This window comes from Pontibaca salina (genome assembly GCF_016307205.1).
Lineage (GTDB): Bacteria > Pseudomonadota > Alphaproteobacteria > Rhodobacterales > Rhodobacteraceae > Pontibaca > Pontibaca salina.
The window spans coordinates 77,983-98,245 of record NZ_JAEIJD010000007.1 but is presented as its reverse complement, the minus strand read 5'-3'; the positions used below and the strand labels follow the sequence as shown (position 1 = coordinate 98,245).

At 57.6% G+C, this 20,263-nt stretch carries 17 protein-coding genes; 6 read left to right on the top strand and 11 right to left on the bottom strand.

What is annotated here, in order from left to right; translation table 11 throughout:
* Nucleotides 1–9 precede the first annotated feature (9 nt).
* A complete protein-coding gene (locus JAO82_RS10015) occupies nt 10–798 on the top strand; it encodes a type III pantothenate kinase (protein WP_198686241.1) in 789 nt (262 codons plus the stop codon).
* Nucleotides 788–2,455, top strand: a complete 1,668-nt coding sequence (locus JAO82_RS10010; RefSeq protein ID WP_198686240.1) for a ribonuclease J — start codon at nt 788–790, stop codon at nt 2,453–2,455. Before JAO82_RS10015 ends, JAO82_RS10010 begins: the two co-directional genes overlap by 11 nt.
* Before the next feature lie 42 nt (nt 2,456–2,497).
* Here the strand turns inward: JAO82_RS10010 and JAO82_RS10005 are convergent, their stop codons facing one another.
* The 8 genes from JAO82_RS10005 to JAO82_RS09970 form a co-directional block, all read right to left on the bottom strand.
* Nucleotides 2,498–3,925 (bottom strand): DEAD/DEAH box helicase, encoded by a 1,428-nt coding sequence (locus JAO82_RS10005; RefSeq protein WP_198686239.1) that lies wholly within the window; start codon nt 3,923–3,925, stop codon nt 2,498–2,500.
* A 407-nt stretch (nt 3,926–4,332) separates the two neighbouring features.
* Nucleotides 4,333–5,943, bottom strand: a complete 1,611-nt coding sequence (locus JAO82_RS10000; protein WP_198686238.1) for a peptide chain release factor 3 — start codon at nt 5,941–5,943, stop codon at nt 4,333–4,335.
* 132 nt (nt 5,944–6,075) lie between these two features.
* Nucleotides 6,076–7,128, bottom strand: coding sequence for a threonine aldolase family protein (locus tag JAO82_RS09995; protein WP_198686237.1), 1,053 nt, complete (start codon nt 7,126–7,128; stop codon nt 6,076–6,078).
* On the bottom strand, nt 7,128–7,598 hold the full coding sequence (locus JAO82_RS09990) for a YcgN family cysteine cluster protein (protein ID WP_198686236.1): 471 nt from the start codon (nt 7,596–7,598) through the stop codon (nt 7,128–7,130). The genes JAO82_RS09995 and JAO82_RS09990 overlap by 1 nt, the downstream gene beginning before the upstream one ends.
* Complete coding sequence (locus tag JAO82_RS09985; RefSeq protein WP_198686235.1) at nt 7,595–8,527, bottom strand: bifunctional riboflavin kinase/FAD synthetase; 933 nt, start codon at nt 8,525–8,527, stop codon at nt 7,595–7,597. Before JAO82_RS09985 ends, JAO82_RS09990 begins: the two co-directional genes overlap by 4 nt.
* 152 nt (nt 8,528–8,679) lie before the next feature.
* A complete protein-coding gene (locus JAO82_RS09980; protein ID WP_198686234.1) occupies nt 8,680–9,123 on the bottom strand; it encodes a MaoC family dehydratase in 444 nt (147 codons plus the stop codon).
* Between the two features lie 101 nt (nt 9,124–9,224).
* Nucleotides 9,225–10,100, bottom strand: coding sequence for a TIGR01459 family HAD-type hydrolase (locus JAO82_RS09975; protein WP_198686233.1), 876 nt, complete (start codon nt 10,098–10,100; stop codon nt 9,225–9,227).
* Nucleotides 10,101–10,278: 178 nt separating this feature from the next.
* The gene (locus JAO82_RS09970; protein WP_198686232.1) at nt 10,279–11,145 is read right to left on the bottom strand and encodes a 2-dehydro-3-deoxygalactonokinase; all 867 of its coding nucleotides are present in this window, start codon (nt 11,143–11,145) and stop codon (nt 10,279–10,281) included.
* Nucleotides 11,146–11,645: 500 nt separating this feature from the next.
* On the opposite strand from JAO82_RS09970, the gene JAO82_RS09965 reads away from it, so the two are divergent.
* The 3 genes from JAO82_RS09965 (at nt 11,646) to JAO82_RS09955 (ending at nt 14,704) form a co-directional block, all read left to right on the top strand.
* The gene (locus JAO82_RS09965) at nt 11,646–12,434 is read left to right on the top strand and encodes a sugar transferase (RefSeq protein WP_198686231.1); all 789 of its coding nucleotides are present in this window, start codon (nt 11,646–11,648) and stop codon (nt 12,432–12,434) included.
* A 133-nt stretch (nt 12,435–12,567) separates the two neighbouring features.
* Nucleotides 12,568–13,398: a CpsD/CapB family tyrosine-protein kinase gene (locus JAO82_RS09960; RefSeq protein ID WP_198686230.1), complete on the top strand. Its 831-nt coding sequence runs from the start codon at nt 12,568–12,570 to the stop codon at nt 13,396–13,398.
* A gap of 304 nt (nt 13,399–13,702) precedes the next feature.
* Nucleotides 13,703–14,704: a GumC domain-containing protein gene (locus tag JAO82_RS09955; protein WP_332872517.1), complete on the top strand. Its 1,002-nt coding sequence runs from the start codon at nt 13,703–13,705 to the stop codon at nt 14,702–14,704.
* Between the two features lie 53 nt (nt 14,705–14,757).
* Here JAO82_RS09955 and JAO82_RS09950 read toward each other — a convergent pair whose 3' ends face one another.
* A complete protein-coding gene (locus tag JAO82_RS09950) occupies nt 14,758–16,119 on the bottom strand; it encodes an oligosaccharide flippase family protein (RefSeq protein WP_198686228.1) in 1,362 nt (453 codons plus the stop codon).
* Between the two features lie 199 nt (nt 16,120–16,318).
* On the opposite strand from JAO82_RS09950, the gene JAO82_RS09945 reads away from it, so the two are divergent.
* Entirely contained in the window at nt 16,319–17,542 is a 1,224-nt protein-coding gene (locus tag JAO82_RS09945; protein ID WP_198686227.1) for a glycosyltransferase, read from the top strand.
* 53 nt (nt 17,543–17,595) lie between these two features.
* On the opposite strand, the gene JAO82_RS09940 is transcribed toward JAO82_RS09945, so the two are convergent.
* Together JAO82_RS09940 and JAO82_RS09935 are read right to left on the bottom strand one after the other, a co-directional pair.
* Nucleotides 17,596–19,308 (bottom strand): hypothetical protein, encoded by a 1,713-nt coding sequence (locus tag JAO82_RS09940; RefSeq protein WP_198686226.1) that lies wholly within the window; start codon nt 19,306–19,308, stop codon nt 17,596–17,598.
* Complete coding sequence (locus JAO82_RS09935; RefSeq protein WP_198686225.1) at nt 19,305–20,258, bottom strand: hypothetical protein; 954 nt, start codon at nt 20,256–20,258, stop codon at nt 19,305–19,307. The genes JAO82_RS09940 and JAO82_RS09935 overlap by 4 nt, the downstream gene beginning before the upstream one ends.
* Between the last annotated feature and the right edge of the window lie 5 nt (nt 20,259–20,263).

Genomic DNA, 20,263 nt, shown 5'->3' with positions numbered 1-20,263 from the left:
CAATCCCCTATGCTATTGGCGATCGATTGTGGCAATACCAATACGGTGTTTTCCGTTTGGGACGGCACCCGTTTTATCTGTACCATGCGCACCTGTACGAACCATGTCCGCACGGCGGATTCCTATTTCACATGGTTTTCGACATTGCTCGATCACTACCAGATCGAGCCGGATATCACCGAGGTGATCATCTCGTCTTCGGTGCCACGTGTGGTTTACAATCTTCGGGTATTTGCTGATCGGTTCTATGATGCGCGCCCGCTGGTTGTTGGAAAACCCGATTGTCTTTTGCCGCAAAATCCGCGTGTCGATGCAGGGACTGCCATTGGCCCCGACCGATTGGTGAATGCCGCAGGGGCGTTTGATCGCCATGGCGGTGATTTGATTGTCGTCGATTTTGGCACCGCGACGACCTTTGATGTGGTTGATACTGATGGTGCCTATATTGGCGGTGTAATTGCTCCGGGGGTCAACCTGAGCCTTGAAGCTTTGCACATGGCCGCCGCCGCATTGCCCCATGTTGATATCACGTCGCCGGAAAAAGTTGTGGGAACCAATACTGTGGCCTGTATACAATCCGGGATTTTCTGGGGTTACGTCGGGCTGGTGCGTGAGATATGTGCCCGTATCAAGGATGAGCGCGATCGCAAAATGAAAATCGTCGCGACCGGAGGCTTGGCGCCGTTGTTCCAGCAAAGCGAGAATCTGTTCGATGCGCTTGAAAGCGACCTAACAATGCACGGTCTGACCGTGATCCACCAATTTAACAAGGATATAATTCCACCACATGACTCGTGAAAGATTGATTTACATGCCGCTTGGCGGTGCCGGCGAAATCGGCATGAACGCCTATGTTTACGGATATGGCGCTCCGGGGGCCGAGCGTCTGATTCTTGTGGATTTGGGCGTCGCATTTCCAGATATGGAGAGCACGCCGGGTGTCGATCTGATTATGCCCGACATGAACTGGCTGATTGAACGGGCGGACCGGCTTGAGGCCATCTTTGTCACCCATGCCCACGAGGATCATATAGGCGGTATCGCGCACTTCTACCGCGCATTGGGCGCGCCGATCCACGCTCGCGCATTCACCGCTAATATTGCCCGCGGCAAGATGGTCGAGCACGGTCATCCACCGGAAGCAATCGTCACCGTGTCGGCATGGCCCGAAACCGTTGCCGCCGGGCCTTTCACAGTGGGTTTTCTGCCGATCTCGCACTCGATTCCCGAAAGTGCAGCATTGGTCATCGACACGCCGGTGGGCCGGCTCATTCATACTGGTGATTTCAAACTTGATCCGACACCATTGGTCGGCGAAGCATTTGACCCCGAACTTTGGGTCGATGTCGCAAGAGATGGGGTAAAAGCGCTAATTTGTGACAGCACGAACGTGTTTTCACCCCATCCGGGAAGATCCGAAGCCAGCCTTGGCCCGGCGATCGAAACTCTGGTTGAGCGGGCCGAGGGCATGGTCGTTGCGACGACCTTTGCCAGCAATGTTGCACGGGTCAAAACCTTGGCCGAAGCGGGCCAAAGGGCAGGGCGGTCGATTGTACTTCTGGGGCGCGCGATGCGACGCATGATTGAAGCGTCGGCCGAAACGGGGGTGCTGAACAATTTTCCACAGGTGGTCAGTGCCGAAGAGGCCCGTGATTTGCCCCGTGATAGTGTGATGCTTCTGGTCACCGGTAGCCAGGGTGAAAGGCGCGCTGCCAGCGCTCAGTTGGCACGGGGTAAATATCAGGGGCTGGAACTGAAAGAAGGTGATCTGTTCCTGTTCTCGTCCAAAACAATTCCGGGAAATGAACGGGGCGTGATCCGGATCATGAACGCGCTGAGTGAAAAAGGCGTTGATGTTGTTGATGACGACACAGGCCAATACCATGTCAGCGGTCATGCCAATCGCCCCGATTTGGAGCGCATCCATGACATCGTTAACCCTGAGATCCTGATCCCGATGCATGGCGAGCACCGGCATCTGCGGGAACATGTGAAACTGGCGGGATCGCGCGGCATGCAAGGTGTCCTTGCGGTGAATGGCACGATGGTCGATTTGACGGATGTTAAGGCAAAAGTCGTGGATTACGTCGAAACCGGACGCAGTTATCTGGACGGGTCGGTACTGATCGGCGCGATGGACGGGGTGGTTCGCGACCGAATCCGCATGGCCCTGAACGGGCATGTTACCGCGACGATTATTTTGGACGAAGAAGACGAACCTTTGGGCGATCCATGGTGCGAGATCATGGGCCTGCCAGATAGCGGCAAGTCAAACGCGCCACTGGTCGAAGTTCTGGAAGCAGATATAGGTCAGTTCCTAAGTCGCGCGAACGAAAAGACTCTGGCCAGCGACGCCACGCTGACCGAATCCTTGCGCCGCACGGTAAGACAAAGCGCACAAAACGAGATCGGCAGAAAGCCCGAAGTGACAGTCGTGATCAGCCGGATGCGCTGACTCGATTGCGCGGCTCTGAACTTAAAAAAAGGCGCGCCGGGTTCAGCTCTCGGCGCGGCGTTCCTCAAAGCTCAACGCAATGAAACTGGGCAGATGATCGCCCATGCCGATCACTTCGCCGCCGTTCTTGCCATTTTTGCCACGCGCCGATGGCTTTCGATTGGCCTTTTGCGAGTTTTCTTCCTCAGCAGCTACGGGTTTGGGGGCCGCGTCGCGCTTCGGTTCGGCTTTTTTCGCCGTGCTCGACCTGCGACTGCGGCTCGGCTGCTTCTCTTCCGCAGGCGCTACTTCTGCTTCAGGTTCGTCGCTCGTCGCCGTTTTTAGCGGATTTTCGATAAGCGGAATTGGCTTTTGCACCAGTAGTTCGATGTCGGCCAGGTTTTTCTCATCGCGCGGAACACAGATCATGATGGCGGCACCATCACGGCCGGCCCGACCGGTCCGGCCAATGCGATGGACATAGTCTTCGGCATGGGAAGGCACGTCAAAGTTGAACACATGGCTCACCGCTGGAATATCAAGGCCGCGCGCCGCCACGTCGGAGGCAACGAGAAAACGTAGATCGCCCGCGCGGAATCCGTCCAAGGTCCGGGTGCGCTGGCTCTGATCCAGATCACCGTGGATCGGTGCGGCGTCGTAGCCGTATTTCTTCAGGGATTTTGCAACGATATCCACATCCGATTTCCGGTTGCAGAAAATGATCGCGTTGGTGCATTTTTCGCCTTCGGCGTCAATCAGAGCGCGCAAAAGCTTGCGCTTCTCGCTGCCCTCGCGGTCTTTGCGCGAGGCCGTGAACATCACGACGCCCTGTTTGATGTTCTCGCCCGTGGTGGCCTGACGCGCCACCTCGACGCGAAACGGGTTGGAGAGGAAGGTGTTGGTGATCCGTTCGATCTCGGGGGCCATGGTGGCCGAGAAAAACAAAGTCTGCCGAGTCAGCGGATTGGTAAAGCCAAAGATCTTTTCGATATCGGGAATGAACCCCATGTCGAGCATTCGGTCGGCTTCGTCCACGACCATGACCTTGACGTCGGACAGGATCAGCTTGCCCCGTTCGAAATGATCCAGCAAGCGGCCCGGCGTTGCGATGAGCACGTCGACCCCTTTGTCGATCAGTTTGTCTTGCTCGCCAAAGCTCACCCCACCGATCAGCAAAGCCTTGGTCAGGTTTACATATTTCGTATAGGTGTCGAAGTTCTCAGCCACCTGCGCGGCAAGTTCCCGTGTTGGGCAAAGCACCAGACTGCGCGGCATCCGGGCGCGGGCACGGCCACGGGCCAGAAGCGTGATCATCGGAAGCACGAACCCGGCGGTTTTGCCGGTACCGGTTTGAGCAATGCCCAACACGTCGCGCCCTTCCAGTGCGGGCGGAATGGCATCCGCTTGAATCGGTGTCGGTGATTCGTAGCCGGCCTCGTTTATGGCCTTCAATACTTTGGGGTTCAGGTTCAGATCTGTGAATTTCGTCATGTATATCCGCATCTTGCGGACTCTGCTCTGGCCCGCACGTCTGGTGTAAACCGGGCCCGTCCGGCCCTGCACTTATGTACAGTCAGGTTTGGGCAGGGTCTTAACAAGAAGCGGAGCAGCGGTCAAACGGCCTGGCGCGAAATCTATACTTTGTGCAGCATTTGTTGCGATGGTGATTATCTACCAAGCAACATTCGAGAAATCCCTGTATCTTTTTGTGGCTGAAGCAAGATTGCAGACCCTCGGCCACAACTTAGAAACATGCGCGCCGCGCTGGTTGGCAGTGTCGGGGTATAATCCGCCGAAAAGCCCATGCAGACCAAGTGTTGCCCGATTTAGCGGACAGGTTCCACGATGTTGCCGCTGGCGACGATTACCAATGAGGAGAATGGCTGGGCTCCGAAACCTCAGACCGCCTGCATTTCCTTAATGGCCGTCAAGCGGACATCCGGGTAGTCGCGCTCGATACGGTCAATGTCCCATTGCAGACGGGTGAGATATACGATGTCGCCATCATTGTCGTGGGCGATATGCTGTTTATTCGCTTCTGTAAATTTATCTACGGCTGGCTTTTCGCCATTCACCCAGCGAGCCGATGTGAACTGGGACGATTCAAAGCGTACGGGTAGGCCATATTCCAGCTCGATCCGGCTGGCGAGTACTTCGAATTGCAGCGGTCCGACCACGCCCACGATAAAGCCCGAGCCGATAGTGGGTTTGAAGACTTTGGCGGCCCCTTCTTCGGCAAATTGCATCAGGGCCTTTTCCAGATGTTTGGACTTCAGAGGATCGTTTGCACGTACCGTTTGTAACAATTCCGGCGCGAAGCTGGGAATTCCGGTTACGCGCAGCATTTCGCCTTCGGTCAGGGTGTCGCCGATGCGCAATTGGCCATGGTTGGGGATGCCAATAATATCGCCTGCCCACGCTTCATCCGCTAGTTCCCGATCTGCTGCCAGAAACAGCACCGGGTTTGAGATCGTCATCGGCTTCTTGCTACGTACATGGGTCAGCTTCATGCCGCGTTTGAACTGCCCCGAGGCCATCCGCACAAAGGCGACACGGTCGCGGTGCTTCGGGTCCATGTTCGCCTGAACCTTGAAGACAAAGCCGGAAACCTTTGTTTCTTCGGGTGAAATCTGTCTAGGATCTGCAGATTGTGGCTGCGGTTCCGGTCCGTATGTGCCGATGCCTTCCATCAATTCCTTGACGCCGAACGAATTGATCGCCGAGCCGAACCAGATTGGCGTCAAATGCCCCTCAAGCACCGATTGCGGGTCCAGGGGGGGCAGCAATTCGCGCGCGATCTCGACCTCTTCGCGCAGTTTCTCCAACAAGTTGGCGGGGATCAACTCATCCAGCTTGGGGTCATCAAGACCGTCAATGCGAACCGATTCCGCGACACGGTTGCGGTCGGCCCGGTCCATCAGCTCAAGACGGTCATTGAGGATATCGTAGCATCCCAAAAACTCGCGCCCAACCCCGATCGGCCAACTGGCCGGCGTGACGTCGATAGCAAGATTTTGCTGAATTTCGTCAATGATGTCAAAGGTATCGCGGCTTTCGCGGTCCATCTTGTTGCAAAAGGTCAGGATCGGCAGATCGCGCAGACGGCAGACCTCGAACAGTTTTTGCGTCTGGCTTTCCACCCCTTTGGCCCCGTCGACCACCATCACTGCCGCGTCCACGGCTGTCAGCGTGCGATAGGTGTCTTCCGAGAAATCCGAGTGGCCCGGTGTGTCGACCAGATTGAACCGGAAGTTATGGAAATCGAACGACATTGCTGATGCGGATACGGAAATTCCGCGATCCTTTTCCATCGCCATGAAATCAGATCGGGTGCGGCGCGCCTCGCCTTTGGCGCGGACCTGACCGGCCATCTGGATGGCCCCACCGAACAGCAAGAATTTTTCCGTTAGGGTGGTCTTGCCCGCGTCCGGATGGCTGATGATGGCAAAAGTGCGGCGCCGAGCAATTTCGGCGGGCAGGTCAGGGCGGTTCAGTTTGGTGTCTAGCATTTGCAGGCCATAGCGGTTGCTCTGCCGGGGGGCAAGCGTGGGGTGGGAGTGCATATGAATATCATGAGGTGGGGCAGATGCCATCGGTCAGCCACATAACAGGCTTTTCAGCGCTTGGTGGATGTTACATCTCTATTCTGAAACGGATGTCTGCAAGATATCCAAAAACCGGTTGATATCAGCAGTGTCGAGAGACCAGTCACAGACCAGTCTTGCGCCCAACATTTCATCAGCGGGCCCATTGAAATCACCGGTCCAAGGGTAGTACTGCGCGCCCGCCGCAAGCAGGCGATGATGGATGCGTCGTGGGAGAGCAGCGAAAACCATGTTGGCATCCGGTCTGTGCAGAATTTCAGCCCCGGCTTGCTCCAACCCTTGCGCCAGACGGCGGGCGTTTGCGTTCGCTTTGAGCGCGCATTCGCGCCACAGATCGTCACGCAGATAGGCGGCCATCTGCGCCGACAGATAGCGATGTTTGGAGAACAGGTGCGCCCCGCGCTTGCGGCGATATTCGAACTCCTGCGCCTTGGCTGGATCGAAAAAGATCACCGCCTCGACGCCCATCAGCCCATTCTTGGTGCCGCCGAACGACACTGCATCGACGCCCAGCTTCCAGGTCATCTGGGCGAGGGTGCAGTCGAGTTTTACCACGGCATTGGCGATCCGTGCGCCGTCCATATGCACCGGTAGCTGGAATTCCTGCGCAATCTCGGTCAGCGCCCGCAGTTCATCCAGATCGTAAACCGTGCCAGATTCGGTGACTTGCGTGATTGAGACCGGCCCGCGCTGAGGCCCATGTACGCCGCGGTTTTCTTCGGCCTTGATGGCGCTACGCAAGGCTTCGGGGCACATACGGTCGCCGCCCGGCACAAGCGTCAGCTTGGCACCGCCGGAATAAAACTCGGGCGCGTTGCACTCGTCTTCCTGAATATGGGCCACTGGTGAGCAGAACACGGTCTGCCACGGCTTGCACATTGTGGCCAGAGCAAGGGCATTGGCGGCGGTACCGGTCGCCACCAGATAGACCGCCGCGTCGGGTGCCTCGAACAGGTCGCGCAAGCGCTGGCGCACCTCGTCCATCAGTTCGTCATCGCCATAGGGCAAAGCGTGGCCGGTATTGGCTTCGTGTAGCGCCGCCATGACCTTGGGGTGCACCGGGCCGGCATTGTCAGAGGCAAAAAACATCAGGTCGGCTCCTCGATGATGTAATCTTCCCAGTCCTCTTCGGGGGTATCGAACTCGGAAACCGTCTGGCCGCGCAGGGAAACGCCGGCACGGTGGACGCTTTCGGGATCGCCCGAGATCAGCGGGTGCCAGTCATAAAGGGGTTTGCCTTCCCACAAAAGCCGGTAGGCACAGGTCTGCGGCATCCAGTACAGGTTCTTTTCCAGGGTGCTGGGGCGCAGCACGATACATTCTGGCACGAACTGGTGGCGGATTTCGTAATGCGCGCAAAGACTGGTACAATCATCGAGCAGACGGCAGGCAACCCGGGTCAACTCGATTTCGCCGGTGTCTTCGTCTTCAAGCTTGTTCAGACAGCATTTTCCGCAGCCGTCGCACAGCGCCTCCCATTCCCGCCGGGTCATACGGTCAAGGGGTTTTCGCTCCCAGAAGCGCGGCGCCAGCCCGTCACGATTGATCGGATCACTCATGTCTGGGCCAATATGGCGCGGGCTTGGGCGCAGTCGTCATCCATTTGCGCGATCAAGGCCTCGATATTATCGAATTTCAGCTCCGGGCGCAGATAATCGACCAGCGCCACAGACAGAGTCGCACCATAAAGATCGCCGGAAAAGTCCAGCAGAAAGGTTTCTAGATTGGCCTGATTTTCCCCGAACATGGGGCGCACGCCGATACTGGCTGCGCCATGGTAGCTGCCCTTGTGGGGGCCATCCAGAACATCGGCCAAGACCGCATAGACGCCAAAGGCCGGTGGGTGCAGCCCGTCGATCGACATATTGGCGGTTGGATAGCCCATGATGCGGCCGCGCTGCTCGCCGGTGATGACACGGCCCTGAATACGGTGCCAATGGCCAAGCATCGCCGCAGCATCACGCGGCCGCCCGTCGCTGAGCGCCTGGCGGATCGCGGTCGAGGACACCGTGACATCTCCATTGCCCAGCAGGGGCGCAAGGGTGACGCCGAACCCCATTTCGCCGCCAAAGCGGACCATGTCGGCCGAATTGCCGCTGCGCCCCTGACCGAACCGGAAATCCTCGCCCACAACCACATGCGCCAGACCCAGACCTTCGGAAATGACATCGCGGGCAAATTCATGCGGCGACATGGTGGCCAGCGCGGTGTTGAAATGCAGTTCATATAACAGATCGACGCCGATTTTCTCCAGCCGGCTGGCCCGCGCCTGTCGTCCCATAAGGCGAAAAGGCGGAGATTGGGGCGCGAAATATTCCCGTGGATGCGGCTCGAATGTCAAAACACCCAAGGGCGCATCGGGTGTCGCATGACGCGCAATGTCGATGACAGATTGATGCCCCAGATGCACACCATCGAAATTGCCGATTGCGGCGCTGGCGCCACGATCTTGCGGTTCGACGAACTGATAGTCACGGATAATACGCATGGCCCTTGCCTAATGCGCAACAGTCAAAGTGTGAAGCGGTTTCGTGTCGAAAACAAGACGCCTCCCAGCGTCGCCTATGAAACCGGTCACGGGGTCCTAAGGTGCGCAGCAGCCATGCAATCCATCGTCAATCTGGGCAAGCCCGCCGCGCGTCAATCAAACTTGCGCGACGGTGCCAGGACCATGGCCTCGCCCACCAGCACCTTCTTGCCGTCAACCTCGCAATGGCAGTCCAGCTTGACGCGGCGCTTGGAGATGTCGATGTCGATCACCTTGACTTCGGCATAGACCATGTCACCGGGGCGCACGGGGCCAAGGAATTTCAGTGACTGGCCCATATAGACGGTGCCGTGCCCCGGCAATTGCTCTCCGATCACCGCCGAGATCAACCCCGCAGTGAGCATGCCGTGGGCGATCCGCCCCTGGAAGATAGTGTCACGGGCATAATCATCATCCAGATGCACCGGATTGCGATCGGTCGAGATCTGCGCGAACAACTCGATATCCGCATCGGTTACGGTTTTTCGCAAATGGCGCGTCATGCCCATTTCGATGTCTTCGATACAGATCGTTCCACGGGGCAGATTGTCCAACATGATTTCCTCGCTCTGATCGCCGCAGCAATTAAAGGACCTCACAGGCCCTGCTTGCGTAACTTTATTGCTTTGCGAGCGCAGAAAATCAAGCCCTAAAAACATCAGCGCAACGCGCCGATGGTGAAGGTCGGCTCTACCTTTTCCTTTTCGAGATAAGACCTTAGTGCAGTTTCATCCGGTTGATGCGTGGTGTTGGTTTCTTTCAGGGCCAGTCCGCCGCTGATGAAAAGAGAATCGATACCTTCACCCATCGCACCCAGAATATCGGTCTGCACGCCATCGCCGATGGCAAGAATCGAACCCGTCTCGACATCGCGCCCCAGCGCAGCCAGACGGCGGCGGGCCAGATCATAGATTGGCGGGTGCGGCTTGCCGAAATAAAAACTTTCGCCACCCATCTCGGTATAAAGCTGCGCCAGCGCCCCGGCGCACCATTCCCGGGTGTCGCCCCGATCGACGACGATATCGGGATTCGCGCAAAGCAGTTTCAGCCCCTTCTGCTTGGCGTAAAGAAACTGGGGCCGGCTTTCTTCCGGTTTGGACTGGTCGGGGAACAGACCGCTGCAAACGATGCCTTCGGCCTCTTCCAGCGGAACCCGTTCGATCGCCACCGGATCACTGATCACTTGCATCGGATCGAAGAAACCGCCGTCGCGCTCCCAATCTCCCATGAACCAGACCTTTTTACCGACAACGCCCTCGAACATGGCGGCACGGGCGCTGTCGCCGGAACTGGCAATGGCGTCCCAAGCATCGTCCGGCACGCCGACCGCCGTCAGTTGCCGTTCGACCCCAGCGCGGGGTTTGGGCGAATTGGTCACCAGAACCACGACGCCGCCGCTTTTGCGGTAGGCCTGCAAGGCCGCGACGGCATCGGGCAGGGCGCGCACGCCATCATGAACACAGCCCCAGAGATCAACGAACATCGCCGGATACTGTGACTGGATCTCGTCAAGAGATTGAATGATTTGTGTCATGCGCTCCTCATCGAAAAAAGCAGGTTGTGCCGCATCACTTCCCATGAATCCGCGCCAGCCACAATGCTGGCGCGGACCTGTATCATGCAAGGCAAGTCGAATTCCGCAACCACCTTAATCTCCCAGCAGAGTGGCCGCTTCATGTGATACACTTACTATAACGGGTATGGCGCTGAGATTAAAGGATAATACGGCGCTCTGCCATGCCTTTTAGCAGGGTGGCGGTATCATCGGCCAGCACGCTCGGCGCGCCCTGAAGAGACAAGGCGCGTTGATAAGCCGATGCAGCGTCATTGTCGCCAATCACCGCAAGCTGTTGACCCAGCCAATAGGGCCGCGCCGCTGCCAGTTCAGCCCCGATCAAAAACCCCAAGAGCTGTGCATATCCGGTCTTGTGGGTCTGCCCAGTCAGGCGGTGTTGTGCCGGGATGGCCGCCAGGCGCGTCGCCAGCCTCTCTGGGCGCGTTAGCGTTTCGTTGACAGCCTCGGCGAAGGCAGGGTCGTCATTCCCGAATTCTGCACCACATCCGGAGATCTGGAGGTCACGCGACAGAGTTTGGATAAGGCCGAGAGTAAGAAAGCTCTGAAAGCTGACGACTTCTCCGGCGCTGACATGGGCCCAGACTGTCTGCGCTCCGGGTAGACAGATTACCCCGTCCCAGCCAGGATTCAGCGACAGAAAGCCGGCAATGTGGGTTTCCGGCCCCTGCATTATTGCCGGTGGTGCGGTCTGAGACAGGCCCGGCAGATATGACAGGGCAACCCGTTTATCCGCTATCGCTGCCGCAACTGCCGATAGTTCGGCCGGTTTGGCGGGAATGGGGTGCAGCGGCGCCTCGCTCGGGCCGCATGCGACCACATCTATTCTAACATTTGCCGTCAACCAGTGACCGATCAATGCCAGTAGCTCGCTCTCCAATCCGCTCTGTGTCCGATTGGCTGTGGAGGAAGCCAAGGCGCGGGTGTCTTTCATGGCCCACGCTTTGAGAGTTTCGGCCCGAATTTCGACTGCGATCCAGTTGACGCCAATATCATTTTTCTGCATCGTTGAATTCATCGCTCTTGTCTGTTGCAATTCTTGATCATCTGTCGGAAATATCAAGCACAGCCAAGGCGAATCTACAACGCACGGGGCGGTTCCCAAGTTGGAGAAGCGTCGCGTTACATGAGTTAGGAAAAGTCGCATAGCTTCTGTACTATTCCTCATCAGGCCGGTGATAAGGTAGTGAATACCCTGCTTGATCGATTCGCCTCTTCATTGTTACCCTGCTCAAGCTGTAAACCGGGTAGAAAGAAAGAGCTTCTAGAGAAAGCATTCCTTACGTATCTGTTGCAGGATGTGACCTTATTCGTAACGGTCACGCAACGCCCTAAAGGTGGAAGAAGGCGCCTAAATACTAGACCAGAGCGCGAAGTTTTATCTGATCGAGGACATGTGCCCAGAGGTATGGTCTCTGGTTAAATTGATTTTAAAAGTGTCGGGCAAGTTTTGCTGTCTTGAGCCCGGACTCCGAGTTGACGGAGATTGCTCTTTGGGGGGCAATTATGAAGAATGTTGATTTTAAGATTGGTCCCACTCCGATTATTGGCTCAAAGGTTGATCTTAGGCGTGACGACGCACCGCTGAGGTTAAGCCCGTCGGGCGAGAACGGCAGCACGGTTTTCGAGTCCGATCGACCTTCAAAGACGCCGATTTCAGATCGACAGAAGATTGTTTTGCGGCGGAGGATCTATCGGTACATCGGTAAACCTGTCCTTGACCTGTTGTTTTTGCTTGCGGCCTTGCCGGTCACGTTACCGATTATCCTGCTGTGCGCACTAGCCTTGTGGATCGAGGGCGGTCAGCCGTTTTATCGACAAGCCCGTTTAGGCAAGGACGGGCGCATCTTCTGGATCGTCAAGTTGCGTTCGATGGTGCGTGATGCCGATCAGCTGCTAGGCCACTATCTCGAAAACGATCCTGTGCTTGCCGAGGAATGGCGCACCACGCAAAAGCTGCGCCACGACCCCAGGGTGACACGATTGGGCGCGGTATTACGGGCTTCCTCCTTGGATGAACTGCCGCAATTGTGGAACGTTCTCAAAGGTGAAATGAGCATTGTCGGACCGCGCCCCATGCTACCGGAGCAGTTAGTGCTTTATGGTGATCCTGAACCATATTTCGCGCTCAGACCGGGTCTGACAGGGCTTTGGCAGGTGTCCGCGCGTAATGAGGGCGAGTTTGCTGATCGCGCGCGACTTGATGCAACCTATTATGCCGACCTATCGTGCCGTGGCGATATGGCGTTGCTGTTGCGCACAGTCGGCGTGGTATTACGCCGGACAGGGTATTGAGGCGGCATGACTTTCGCTTATATCTTGTGGAAGACTTGGGCATAATGCAACGGATGCTTCAGTATGTTGGCACGATTATAAGATCGGATAAATCCATTGGGGGCCACGGTATAATTTGGATATCAGGTAACAGATGACGCAGATGTCGGGCAAAAAACTCTACGATCGACAAAATTATACCGATGCCGAATCTGCCAAGGTCATGCCCTCGAATGATCCGCTGGTGCGGGCCGAGTCGATGGCTTTGCTGCCATTGGACGCGGGGGATCCCGCACGGCACTTTGAGGGGCTGCCGCTGATGCGCCCAGACCGGCGTGGAAACCCCGCGCGCAGGATGCTTTTGGCTGATTTTTTCCGTCCGGATCCCGCCCGCAGTGCATTCGACCTGCTGCGCACGCGGTTATTGCAATCATTGCGGTCGCATGGCTGGAACCGTATTGCGATCGCGGCGCCGACATCGGGTTGCGGGACAACGTTTACGGCAGTTAATCTAGCTCAAAGCATTGCCCGCGTGCCGGGCAGTAGAACGGTCTTGATGGATATGAACCAGCGGAATCCGGGGATTGCCACGGCGCTGGATTTAGCCCGCCATGGCGATCTGCCCGATTTTCTGTCGGGACGCATTGGTATCGATCAACATCTCATGCGCACCAGTGACACGCTTGCTGTCGGGCAGGCATATAAGGTCGATCGCGGCGCGGCCGAGGTGTTTCACGACCCCCGCAGCGCGGACTCGCTGGTGCGCATGAACGCGGCATTGCGTCCTGACGCAATACTCTACGATTTTCCGGCGGTTCTCGAACATGATGATCTGGCTGCATTCCTGCCGCAACTTGACGGGGTTCTACTGGTAACCGACGGCACCCGCACCCTTGCGCGCGAGATTGCTGCTTGTGAACGCATATTGGAGGGACAGAGCCCGTTATTGGGAGTTATCCTGAACCGAGCGCGCCGTTCCGGGTGAGAGAGATAGTCAAAGCGCCGTTTCGCATATGAGTACTTGGTTTTAAGGGTAGAAAGGTCGCAATATGGGGCCGATACACAGCTTTGAAGATATTATAGATCTCGTGCGCAGGCGCGCGATTCTGATTGGTTTGATCGTGCTGTTGGGCTGTCTCGCGTCAGTTTATTTCGCGCTTTCACGTCCTCATGTCTACACGTCATACCAAGTGCTTCAACTGGCCCGGCCGAAGGTCGCAGATGAATTGGCGCGCTCAACTGTCCAGGGAACATCGGCGCGGCGGCTTCAACTTGTCGAGCAACAGTTGATGACGCGTGGCAGTATCTTTGAATTGATCGAAAAACTCGGACTCTACTCAAACCTACCATTAACCCCGAATGAAAAGGTCAATCTCTTCCGCCGTTCGGTAGGCATCGATGTGGTGGCAGCAGCGCGTACCGGATATAGCGATGACGGCGCCATCTCCGTGCTGACGGTCAGTGCCGAAATGTCAAGCCCAGAGCTGGCACAGGCGGTTGCGCGCGAGATCTCTCAGCGCATTATTGAGCTGAGCGTCGATTCGCGGATTCTGCAGGCCCGCGAGACGCTGAAATTTTTTGCGGAGCGGGAACGGGTATTGCGCACGGAATTGGCAGCGCTTGAAGATCGTATCGTTGACTTTCGTAATACGCATGACGTTTCTCTGCCCGGCAGCGTCGAGTCGCGGCGCGCGGAGATCGACGCTATAAATCAGACGCTTCTGGAGATTGACCGTGAAACGATCGCGATCGAACGCCAAGCAGAGCGTGAGATCCGCACTGCGCGGGATGCTACGGCACAGCGTCTGCGTCAAGACTACGATGACGAGTTGGCTATTCTGACGGAACAGCGGAGCCTGCTGGAAAATCGCCGCCACGACCTGATGGCATCGATCGAGACTACCCCGGAAATCGAGCGCGAATTGAATGTGCTGACGCGCGAGCGCGACGACGTGCAGCGCCAACTGGACATGGTGATGGCTCGACAATCCGAGGCTGAAGTCGGCTTTGGGCTTGAAAGCGAACAACAGGCCGAACGGCTTACGGTTATTGAACCTGCGGGATTGCCCGATTACCCCACAGGTGGGAGCCGCAAGAAAGTCGCGGCAATGGGCGGAGTGGCAAGCCTCGGTTTGGCGCTTCTGATTGCCTTTCTGTTAGACTTGCGCCGACCTGTCATTCGCAGCGCGGTGCAGATGGAGCGCGAAACTGGTCTTGAGCCGGTGATATCGATTCCGCATCTTGAAACGGAGCCACGCCAGCGCGGCTGGTTTTGGCGACGGACAAGTTGACGCCTGCCTGTAAGGCGGCAACCGGAGTGTATCAAACGAATTTCCGCATCGCGTCAGAGCGCGCTAGCCATCGCGCTGATCAGGTTCCAGTGCAATATGAGCGCTAGCGCGGTCAATCCTGCACCTAGGGTGAAAAACAGCAAATCGTGCAACGGGTCCCAGACGCGGTGGCGGCGTGATAACCAAATGAGCACAGGATAGGCCAACAATAACGCCAATCCCATTGCGCTGATGGCACCGGTCAATCCGAACAGCGATACGCCCGCCACCAGCAGCGACACCTGTAGAACGGCGCGCGTCGCCGATAGCAAGAAATAAGACCGGCTGTCGCCGGCGGCAAGCGCGGCCTGCTCATAGCTCATACCGATTATTGAAGGAATCTGTGCGCATGCAATCAGCGTCACCATCGGCATCGCCAGCATGTAACGGTCATCGTAAAGAAACTCGACCAATGCCGGCCCAAACAGGGCCATTATTGCAAGCATCGACAACAGTATAGCGCTAAGGCCGAAGCGCATCATGCGCAGCTTACGCTGTCCTGACCCAGTCGCGTCGTGGCAAAGGTCGCGATAGACCGGAATCAATATCTTATGCGTCATGGTATGGCCAAGGATGGTCGGAAAACTGGCCAGGAAATAGCCGATATTATAGAAGCCAAGCGCCTCCAGCGTTAAGAACCGACCAAGGATCGCACGGTCGCCTTGGCTGCTGACAAAAGAGAACGCCGTGGAGAGAAAAATCCACTTGCCAAAGCGGATCAGCTCCTCGGCCGCCGCGCGTTCCCAGCGAAATCGGTTTTTGTGGCCGGGCAGGTTAAAATGAGCCAAGGCTAACATGAAGGCGGCGGATACGACGCCACCAATCACCAGCGCGAGAACTGACTTGATAATCAGCGCCAAGACAACCACGACCACAAGGCTGAGCAGTTGACTGGACAACTCAAGCACGGTCAGTCGGCCCAACAGCAGGTGCCGTTGCGCCGTATGAATCCGAGTTGGGTTAAAACCCGAGATCGCCAGAGAAATTCCAGCCAAAGGCAGATAAAGTGCGAGTTCTGGAGCGTCGTAGAAGCGGGCCACCGGCACCGCAAGCGCCCCGGTAAGCGCCCATAACCCGAAACCGCGCACAACCTGAATCGACCAGGCAGTGTTCAGAAAATCCGGATCGTCTCCGCGCTCATTCTGCGCGATGGCCGGGCCAATACCGACATCCGAAAACAACGCCAGTCCGACCAGCACAACGCTTATCAGCGCCATCATACCAAATGCTTCAGGAAACAGCAGCCGGGTCAGAATAAGGTTGGACGCCAGACGCAGCGCCTGACTGGTACCATAGCCAAACACCACGTATGAAGCGCTGCGCAGCCCGCGCGCCATCAGCCCGTCGCCCCGAAATGCCCCGGTGATTGCTTGCATCAAATCCATGCCCATCGCGGTATTGTGCTCAGGCTAGGCCCGGCACCAAGGGGGGTCAATATGCTGTAGCGCTGATCGGGCGGCCAATATCCTATAGGTATCCCCTGCGATCAGAATACACGGGAAAAATGAAGAAATTACGGCACTTTTCACCGTGCGCGCAAAAGGTTAGCGTTGGCTAATCAAAGTAGGAGACGGTGTGAATATCGCATATATCCTGAACACCTATCCGCAGCCCTCGCACAGCTTTATCCGGCGTGAACTGCGCGCGCTTGAAGCCGGGGGCGCACGGATCGTACGGCTGGCGATGCGGCGCAGCGAGAGCGAACTCGTCGACCCGGCGGATCGCGAAGAGGCGGCGCTGACCGAATATGTTCTCGATCTTGGCGCCTTGGGTCTGTTGCGCGAAACGCTGACTTGCGCTCTGTCCGCGCCACACCGTTTTGGGCGCGCATTACGGCAGGCTTGGCAGATGGGGCGTATATCAGATCCCGGGATTCTGCGACATCTGGTCTATCTCGCCGAAGCCGCCGCCGTTGCGCGGCGATGTGCTAGTGCCGGCATTGATCATATGCATGCCCATTTTGGCACCAATGCCACCGCCGTTGCTTTGCTGGCGCACGAGCTGGGCGGGCCGGGTTACAGCTTTACCATTCATGGACCGGAGGAGTTTGACGCGCCGCGAGCGCTGTCTCTGGGGGCGAAGCTGGACCACGCTGCGTTTGCCGTTGCGGTCAGCCAGTTCGGGCGCAGTCAACTGGCCCGCTGGGCGGCATTCGAGACATGGCCGCGATTGCATGTCGTGCATTGCACTATTGAGCCAGCGCACTTCAATGATCCGCCGCCACTGCCCGACGGCCCTATGCGGCTGGTCAATATCGGGCGGTTCGTCGAGCAAAAAGGCCAGATGTTGTTGGTCGAGGCGATGGCCCGGCTAGGAGATACCCAGTTGGACCTGCACCTGACTCTGGTCGGGGATGGTGAGATGCGCCCCGCGCTAGAGGCCGCAATCATGCGCCACGATCTTGGTGAGCGCATCACATTGACCGGTTGGCTGGACGAGGCGGGTGTGCGCCGCGAATTGGCGTCCGCGCATGGACTGATCCTTCCCAGCTTTGCCGAAGGGTTGCCGATGGTGGTGATGGAGGCGATGGCGATGGCCCGTCCGGTCATTGCCACTTATATCGCGGGGATTCCAGAATTGGTGCGCTCACAGCAGACCGGTTGGTTGGTGCCAGCAGGCGATGTTGATGCTTTGGCGCAAGCGGTGGCGGATATGACAGCGACTCCGCGCGATAAACTGTCGGAAATGGGGCAGGCGGCGCGTCAGCGGGTTCTGGCACGTCATGACGCCGGGCATGAGGCCGCTAAACTGGCCGAGCACTTCACCCGCGCCATCAGAGCTGGCAGCTCCTTCAAGTAAATCAACAACCTGCAGGCAGGTCTGCCGTGAACTGCTCAGCTCCAAAGATTGCATTACTGCGCTGCAAGCACCGCATCCCAGCGCGGGTTGCTATCCGACAAAAATCGCAGCGCCCCCCAACTGCCCCATTTTGTCGGTTTGGACACATCGACAAAGACATTGAATAACTGCCCGCCGGCCTCATGCCAACCAGAAATTAGGTCGCGGTAAAGCTCTCCCATTTCGGGCGTGTAATTCAAATGGATGAAGAAGTCAGTCAACGTTTGGTTATCAACCATCGGTCCGATACCGACGACATGGGTGCCACCTTCATACATGATCAGGTCAAGATCGTGGTCCTGCGCCACTTTTGCATGCCAAGGCACGGTATTGCCCAACAGATCCGCCAGCGTATCTGCGGGATCGCCACTGATCGAACCGTCACGCAATTCTTGCGCTGCAAGCGCGCTGGCGTGACCATAGCGGTGGGCGGCGATGTAATCATCACGTGCGGCATCCCGTAGCCCTTGCGCAGCCGCCGCATCCCTGGCCGCCTGCAGGCTGTCGTCAAGCCAGCCATTGACCAGCCCAAAACGGGACTCGGTGCCTAGAATATGGCCGAAATAGCCGGTGATCGCATAGGCATCAAAGGCCGTATAGGGTGCCGGATTGCCCTCCGCCTGCCAAAGCGGAGCCTCCAGCGCCATTTTCTCAAGCCCCAGCCATCCGGCCTGAGACGAGATCACACGCACCAGCCGCCGGTCGGCGCTGGCACCGAACACATCGGTCCAGATGCCGGCGATCTGCGCGGCGCGCATGCCATAGAATTGCATCCAGGAATCCGTGGCTTTCCAGCGCGCCCGCGCCTGTTCGTCGGCCCATCTGGCTTGCTGGAACTGCCAGTTCCAGACTTCGTTGGAATACTCGACATAGGCGCGTCGATTTTTGTTCAACCCGTCGCGCACGGCACGGGCAAAGCGCAGATTATACGCATCGTCGCTGCGATGGGGCATGGTAAACCACGGATCTGCATCCAGTTCGTTGGCCAGCGCCAGCATGATTTCGACCGGGACCCCGATGCGCGCCCAAGTGTAATCGCTCAACAGTGGCCGGTCACTCCAATGGGCCTGCTCGGAATCGTTGGTCGCCATCCAGTCCATAAAGCGCACTACACCGAAATCACGGATCAGCGCGAGCCAGTCGGGATTGAAGATTGTGCCAGTCTCATAGGCGGAAATTCGGTCTTCGGCGATTACCGTGATGTTGCGGATGTAATCGCCCGTCCCCTTGCGATCGGTGCGTTTGATGCGGACCTCAACACCGCCGGGACCGGGGGTAAAGTCGAACGTGACCTCATTGGGAGCAAAGCGCAGATTCTTCGCCCGTCCACCAACCTCAACGATACCGTCACCCTCAAACTGCAGCCGATACCGCCCTGCCAGCGAAACCGCTGCTTCGGGCAGATCGGTCAGGATCAGGGTCGCAATCGAACTGAGCTCGTGCGGAATTCTGATTGGCCAGCCGTTTTCGTCAAGATGCCCGGCCATTGCCAGTTCATCATAATCCATACCGCCCCATTGGTTCGGCTTATGCCCAATCCACGGGCGCGCGGATTTCATAACGTTAATAAATGGCTGCTGCACGCTCCAGTCGCTGACACCAGTGAGGTTTACCGCCATGGGTTGGGCGTCAACGGCTTCAGGTTCACTGGCCGAAACCGGAGCGGACAGGCCAAAAGCCAACTGGCCGAGCAACACGATCACGCCAAGGCGAGGAACCCAGCTCATTGTGCCACTCCGGTTTTGCGATAGGAGCCGACGACCTCCCACACGGTTTCCTGCATTACCCGTGCGGCCTCGGGCCCCGGCGCATCGGCGGTAGACCCATCCGCGCGTCGCAATTGTCGCGATAAACCGACGGGCGAGCGGTGATAAAACGTGGCGAAGTGGGTCAGTGCCACGAGGTAATTCCCCAAATCGCCCATATGGATGGGATCAAGCTCACCGGAAGGATCGCGGGCAAACAGGGCGGTGCGATCCGTCACATTGTCGATTCCGCCCGCAGTTTCGACCTTGCGCACGAAACGCGCCAGAACCTGTCCGGCGGGGATGACACGCACAGGATTTTTGTTCGCGGGGTCAATTAGGTCGGGCAGCAAAACTCGCCGCTCCCAAAGCTGCGCAAGATCATCGTCCAGCCGCTCCAGCCAGTCGGGATCGGTCAGGCTGTGCCATGTTTCATAAAGATAGATACGCACATCCGGGTTTGCTGTGCGCGCAAGATCAGCCCAACGGCTCAGATATCGCGCACTGTCGTGATAGCGGATCGCGTCGCGCAGTTCGACCATCTCTGTCAGCACCACGGCATCGTAATTTCCCGAGGCGATGGCCTCATGCGCTGCGCGGAAATGCGGATGGGCGTTTTCGGCTTCGAACCCGTTAATCTCGATATCCGGCTCCCAATGTTCGCGCAGCGACGTGCCCCAACCCAACTGGCTGGCATAGTCGTGGCCCTTACCGGCAAATTGCGCCAACATTGCAGGCATATCGCGCCCGACAAGACTGTGCCCAAGGTGAAACACGCGCAACGGCCCTTCCGGCGCGGCAAGCGGTGTCGCATAGGCCGCGGCAACTTTGGCGGCATCCGGAGTGCGCTGGCGCGACATTGCCCAGATAGCGATCCCAGCAAACACCAGAGCGAGCAGAAGCAGGATAAGCGGATAGGAGCGCACAATCATCGCCT

What these genes read in the sequence shown, in the direction of transcription:
- JAO82_RS09980 (WP_198686234.1), bottom strand. Translation starts at nt 9,123, where the DNA reads ATGTTGGACAATCTGCCCCGTGGAACGATCTGTATCGAAGACATCGAA.
- JAO82_RS09960 (WP_198686230.1), top strand. Translation starts at nt 12,568, where the DNA reads ATGACGCAGATGTCGGGCAAAAAACTCTACGATCGACAAAATTATACC.
- JAO82_RS10010 (WP_198686240.1), top strand. Translation starts at nt 788, where the DNA reads ATGACTCGTGAAAGATTGATTTACATGCCGCTTGGCGGTGCCGGCGAA.
- JAO82_RS09970 (WP_198686232.1), bottom strand. Translation starts at nt 11,145, where the DNA reads ATGCAGAAAAATGATATTGGCGTCAACTGGATCGCAGTCGAAATTCGG.
- JAO82_RS09975 (WP_198686233.1), bottom strand. Translation starts at nt 10,100, where the DNA reads ATGACACAAATCATTCAATCTCTTGACGAGATCCAGTCACAGTATCCG.
- JAO82_RS09950 (WP_198686228.1), bottom strand. Translation starts at nt 16,119, where the DNA reads ATGCAAGCAATCACCGGGGCATTTCGGGGCGACGGGCTGATGGCGCGC.
- JAO82_RS09940 (WP_198686226.1), bottom strand. Translation starts at nt 19,308, where the DNA reads ATGAGCTGGGTTCCTCGCCTTGGCGTGATCGTGTTGCTCGGCCAGTTG.
- JAO82_RS10015 (WP_198686241.1), top strand. Translation starts at nt 10, where the DNA reads ATGCTATTGGCGATCGATTGTGGCAATACCAATACGGTGTTTTCCGTT.
- JAO82_RS09990 (WP_198686236.1), bottom strand. Translation starts at nt 7,598, where the DNA reads ATGAGTGATCCGATCAATCGTGACGGGCTGGCGCCGCGCTTCTGGGAG.
- JAO82_RS10000 (WP_198686238.1), bottom strand. Translation starts at nt 5,943, where the DNA reads ATGCTAGACACCAAACTGAACCGCCCTGACCTGCCCGCCGAAATTGCT.
- JAO82_RS09965 (WP_198686231.1), top strand. Translation starts at nt 11,646, where the DNA reads ATGAAGAATGTTGATTTTAAGATTGGTCCCACTCCGATTATTGGCTCA.
- JAO82_RS10005 (WP_198686239.1), bottom strand. Translation starts at nt 3,925, where the DNA reads ATGACGAAATTCACAGATCTGAACCTGAACCCCAAAGTATTGAAGGCC.
- JAO82_RS09955 (WP_332872517.1), top strand. Translation starts at nt 13,703, where the DNA reads ATGACGCGTGGCAGTATCTTTGAATTGATCGAAAAACTCGGACTCTAC.
- JAO82_RS09935 (WP_198686225.1), bottom strand. Translation starts at nt 20,258, where the DNA reads ATGATTGTGCGCTCCTATCCGCTTATCCTGCTTCTGCTCGCTCTGGTG.
- JAO82_RS09985 (WP_198686235.1), bottom strand. Translation starts at nt 8,527, where the DNA reads ATGCGTATTATCCGTGACTATCAGTTCGTCGAACCGCAAGATCGTGGC.
- JAO82_RS09995 (WP_198686237.1), bottom strand. Translation starts at nt 7,128, where the DNA reads ATGTTTTTTGCCTCTGACAATGCCGGCCCGGTGCACCCCAAGGTCATG.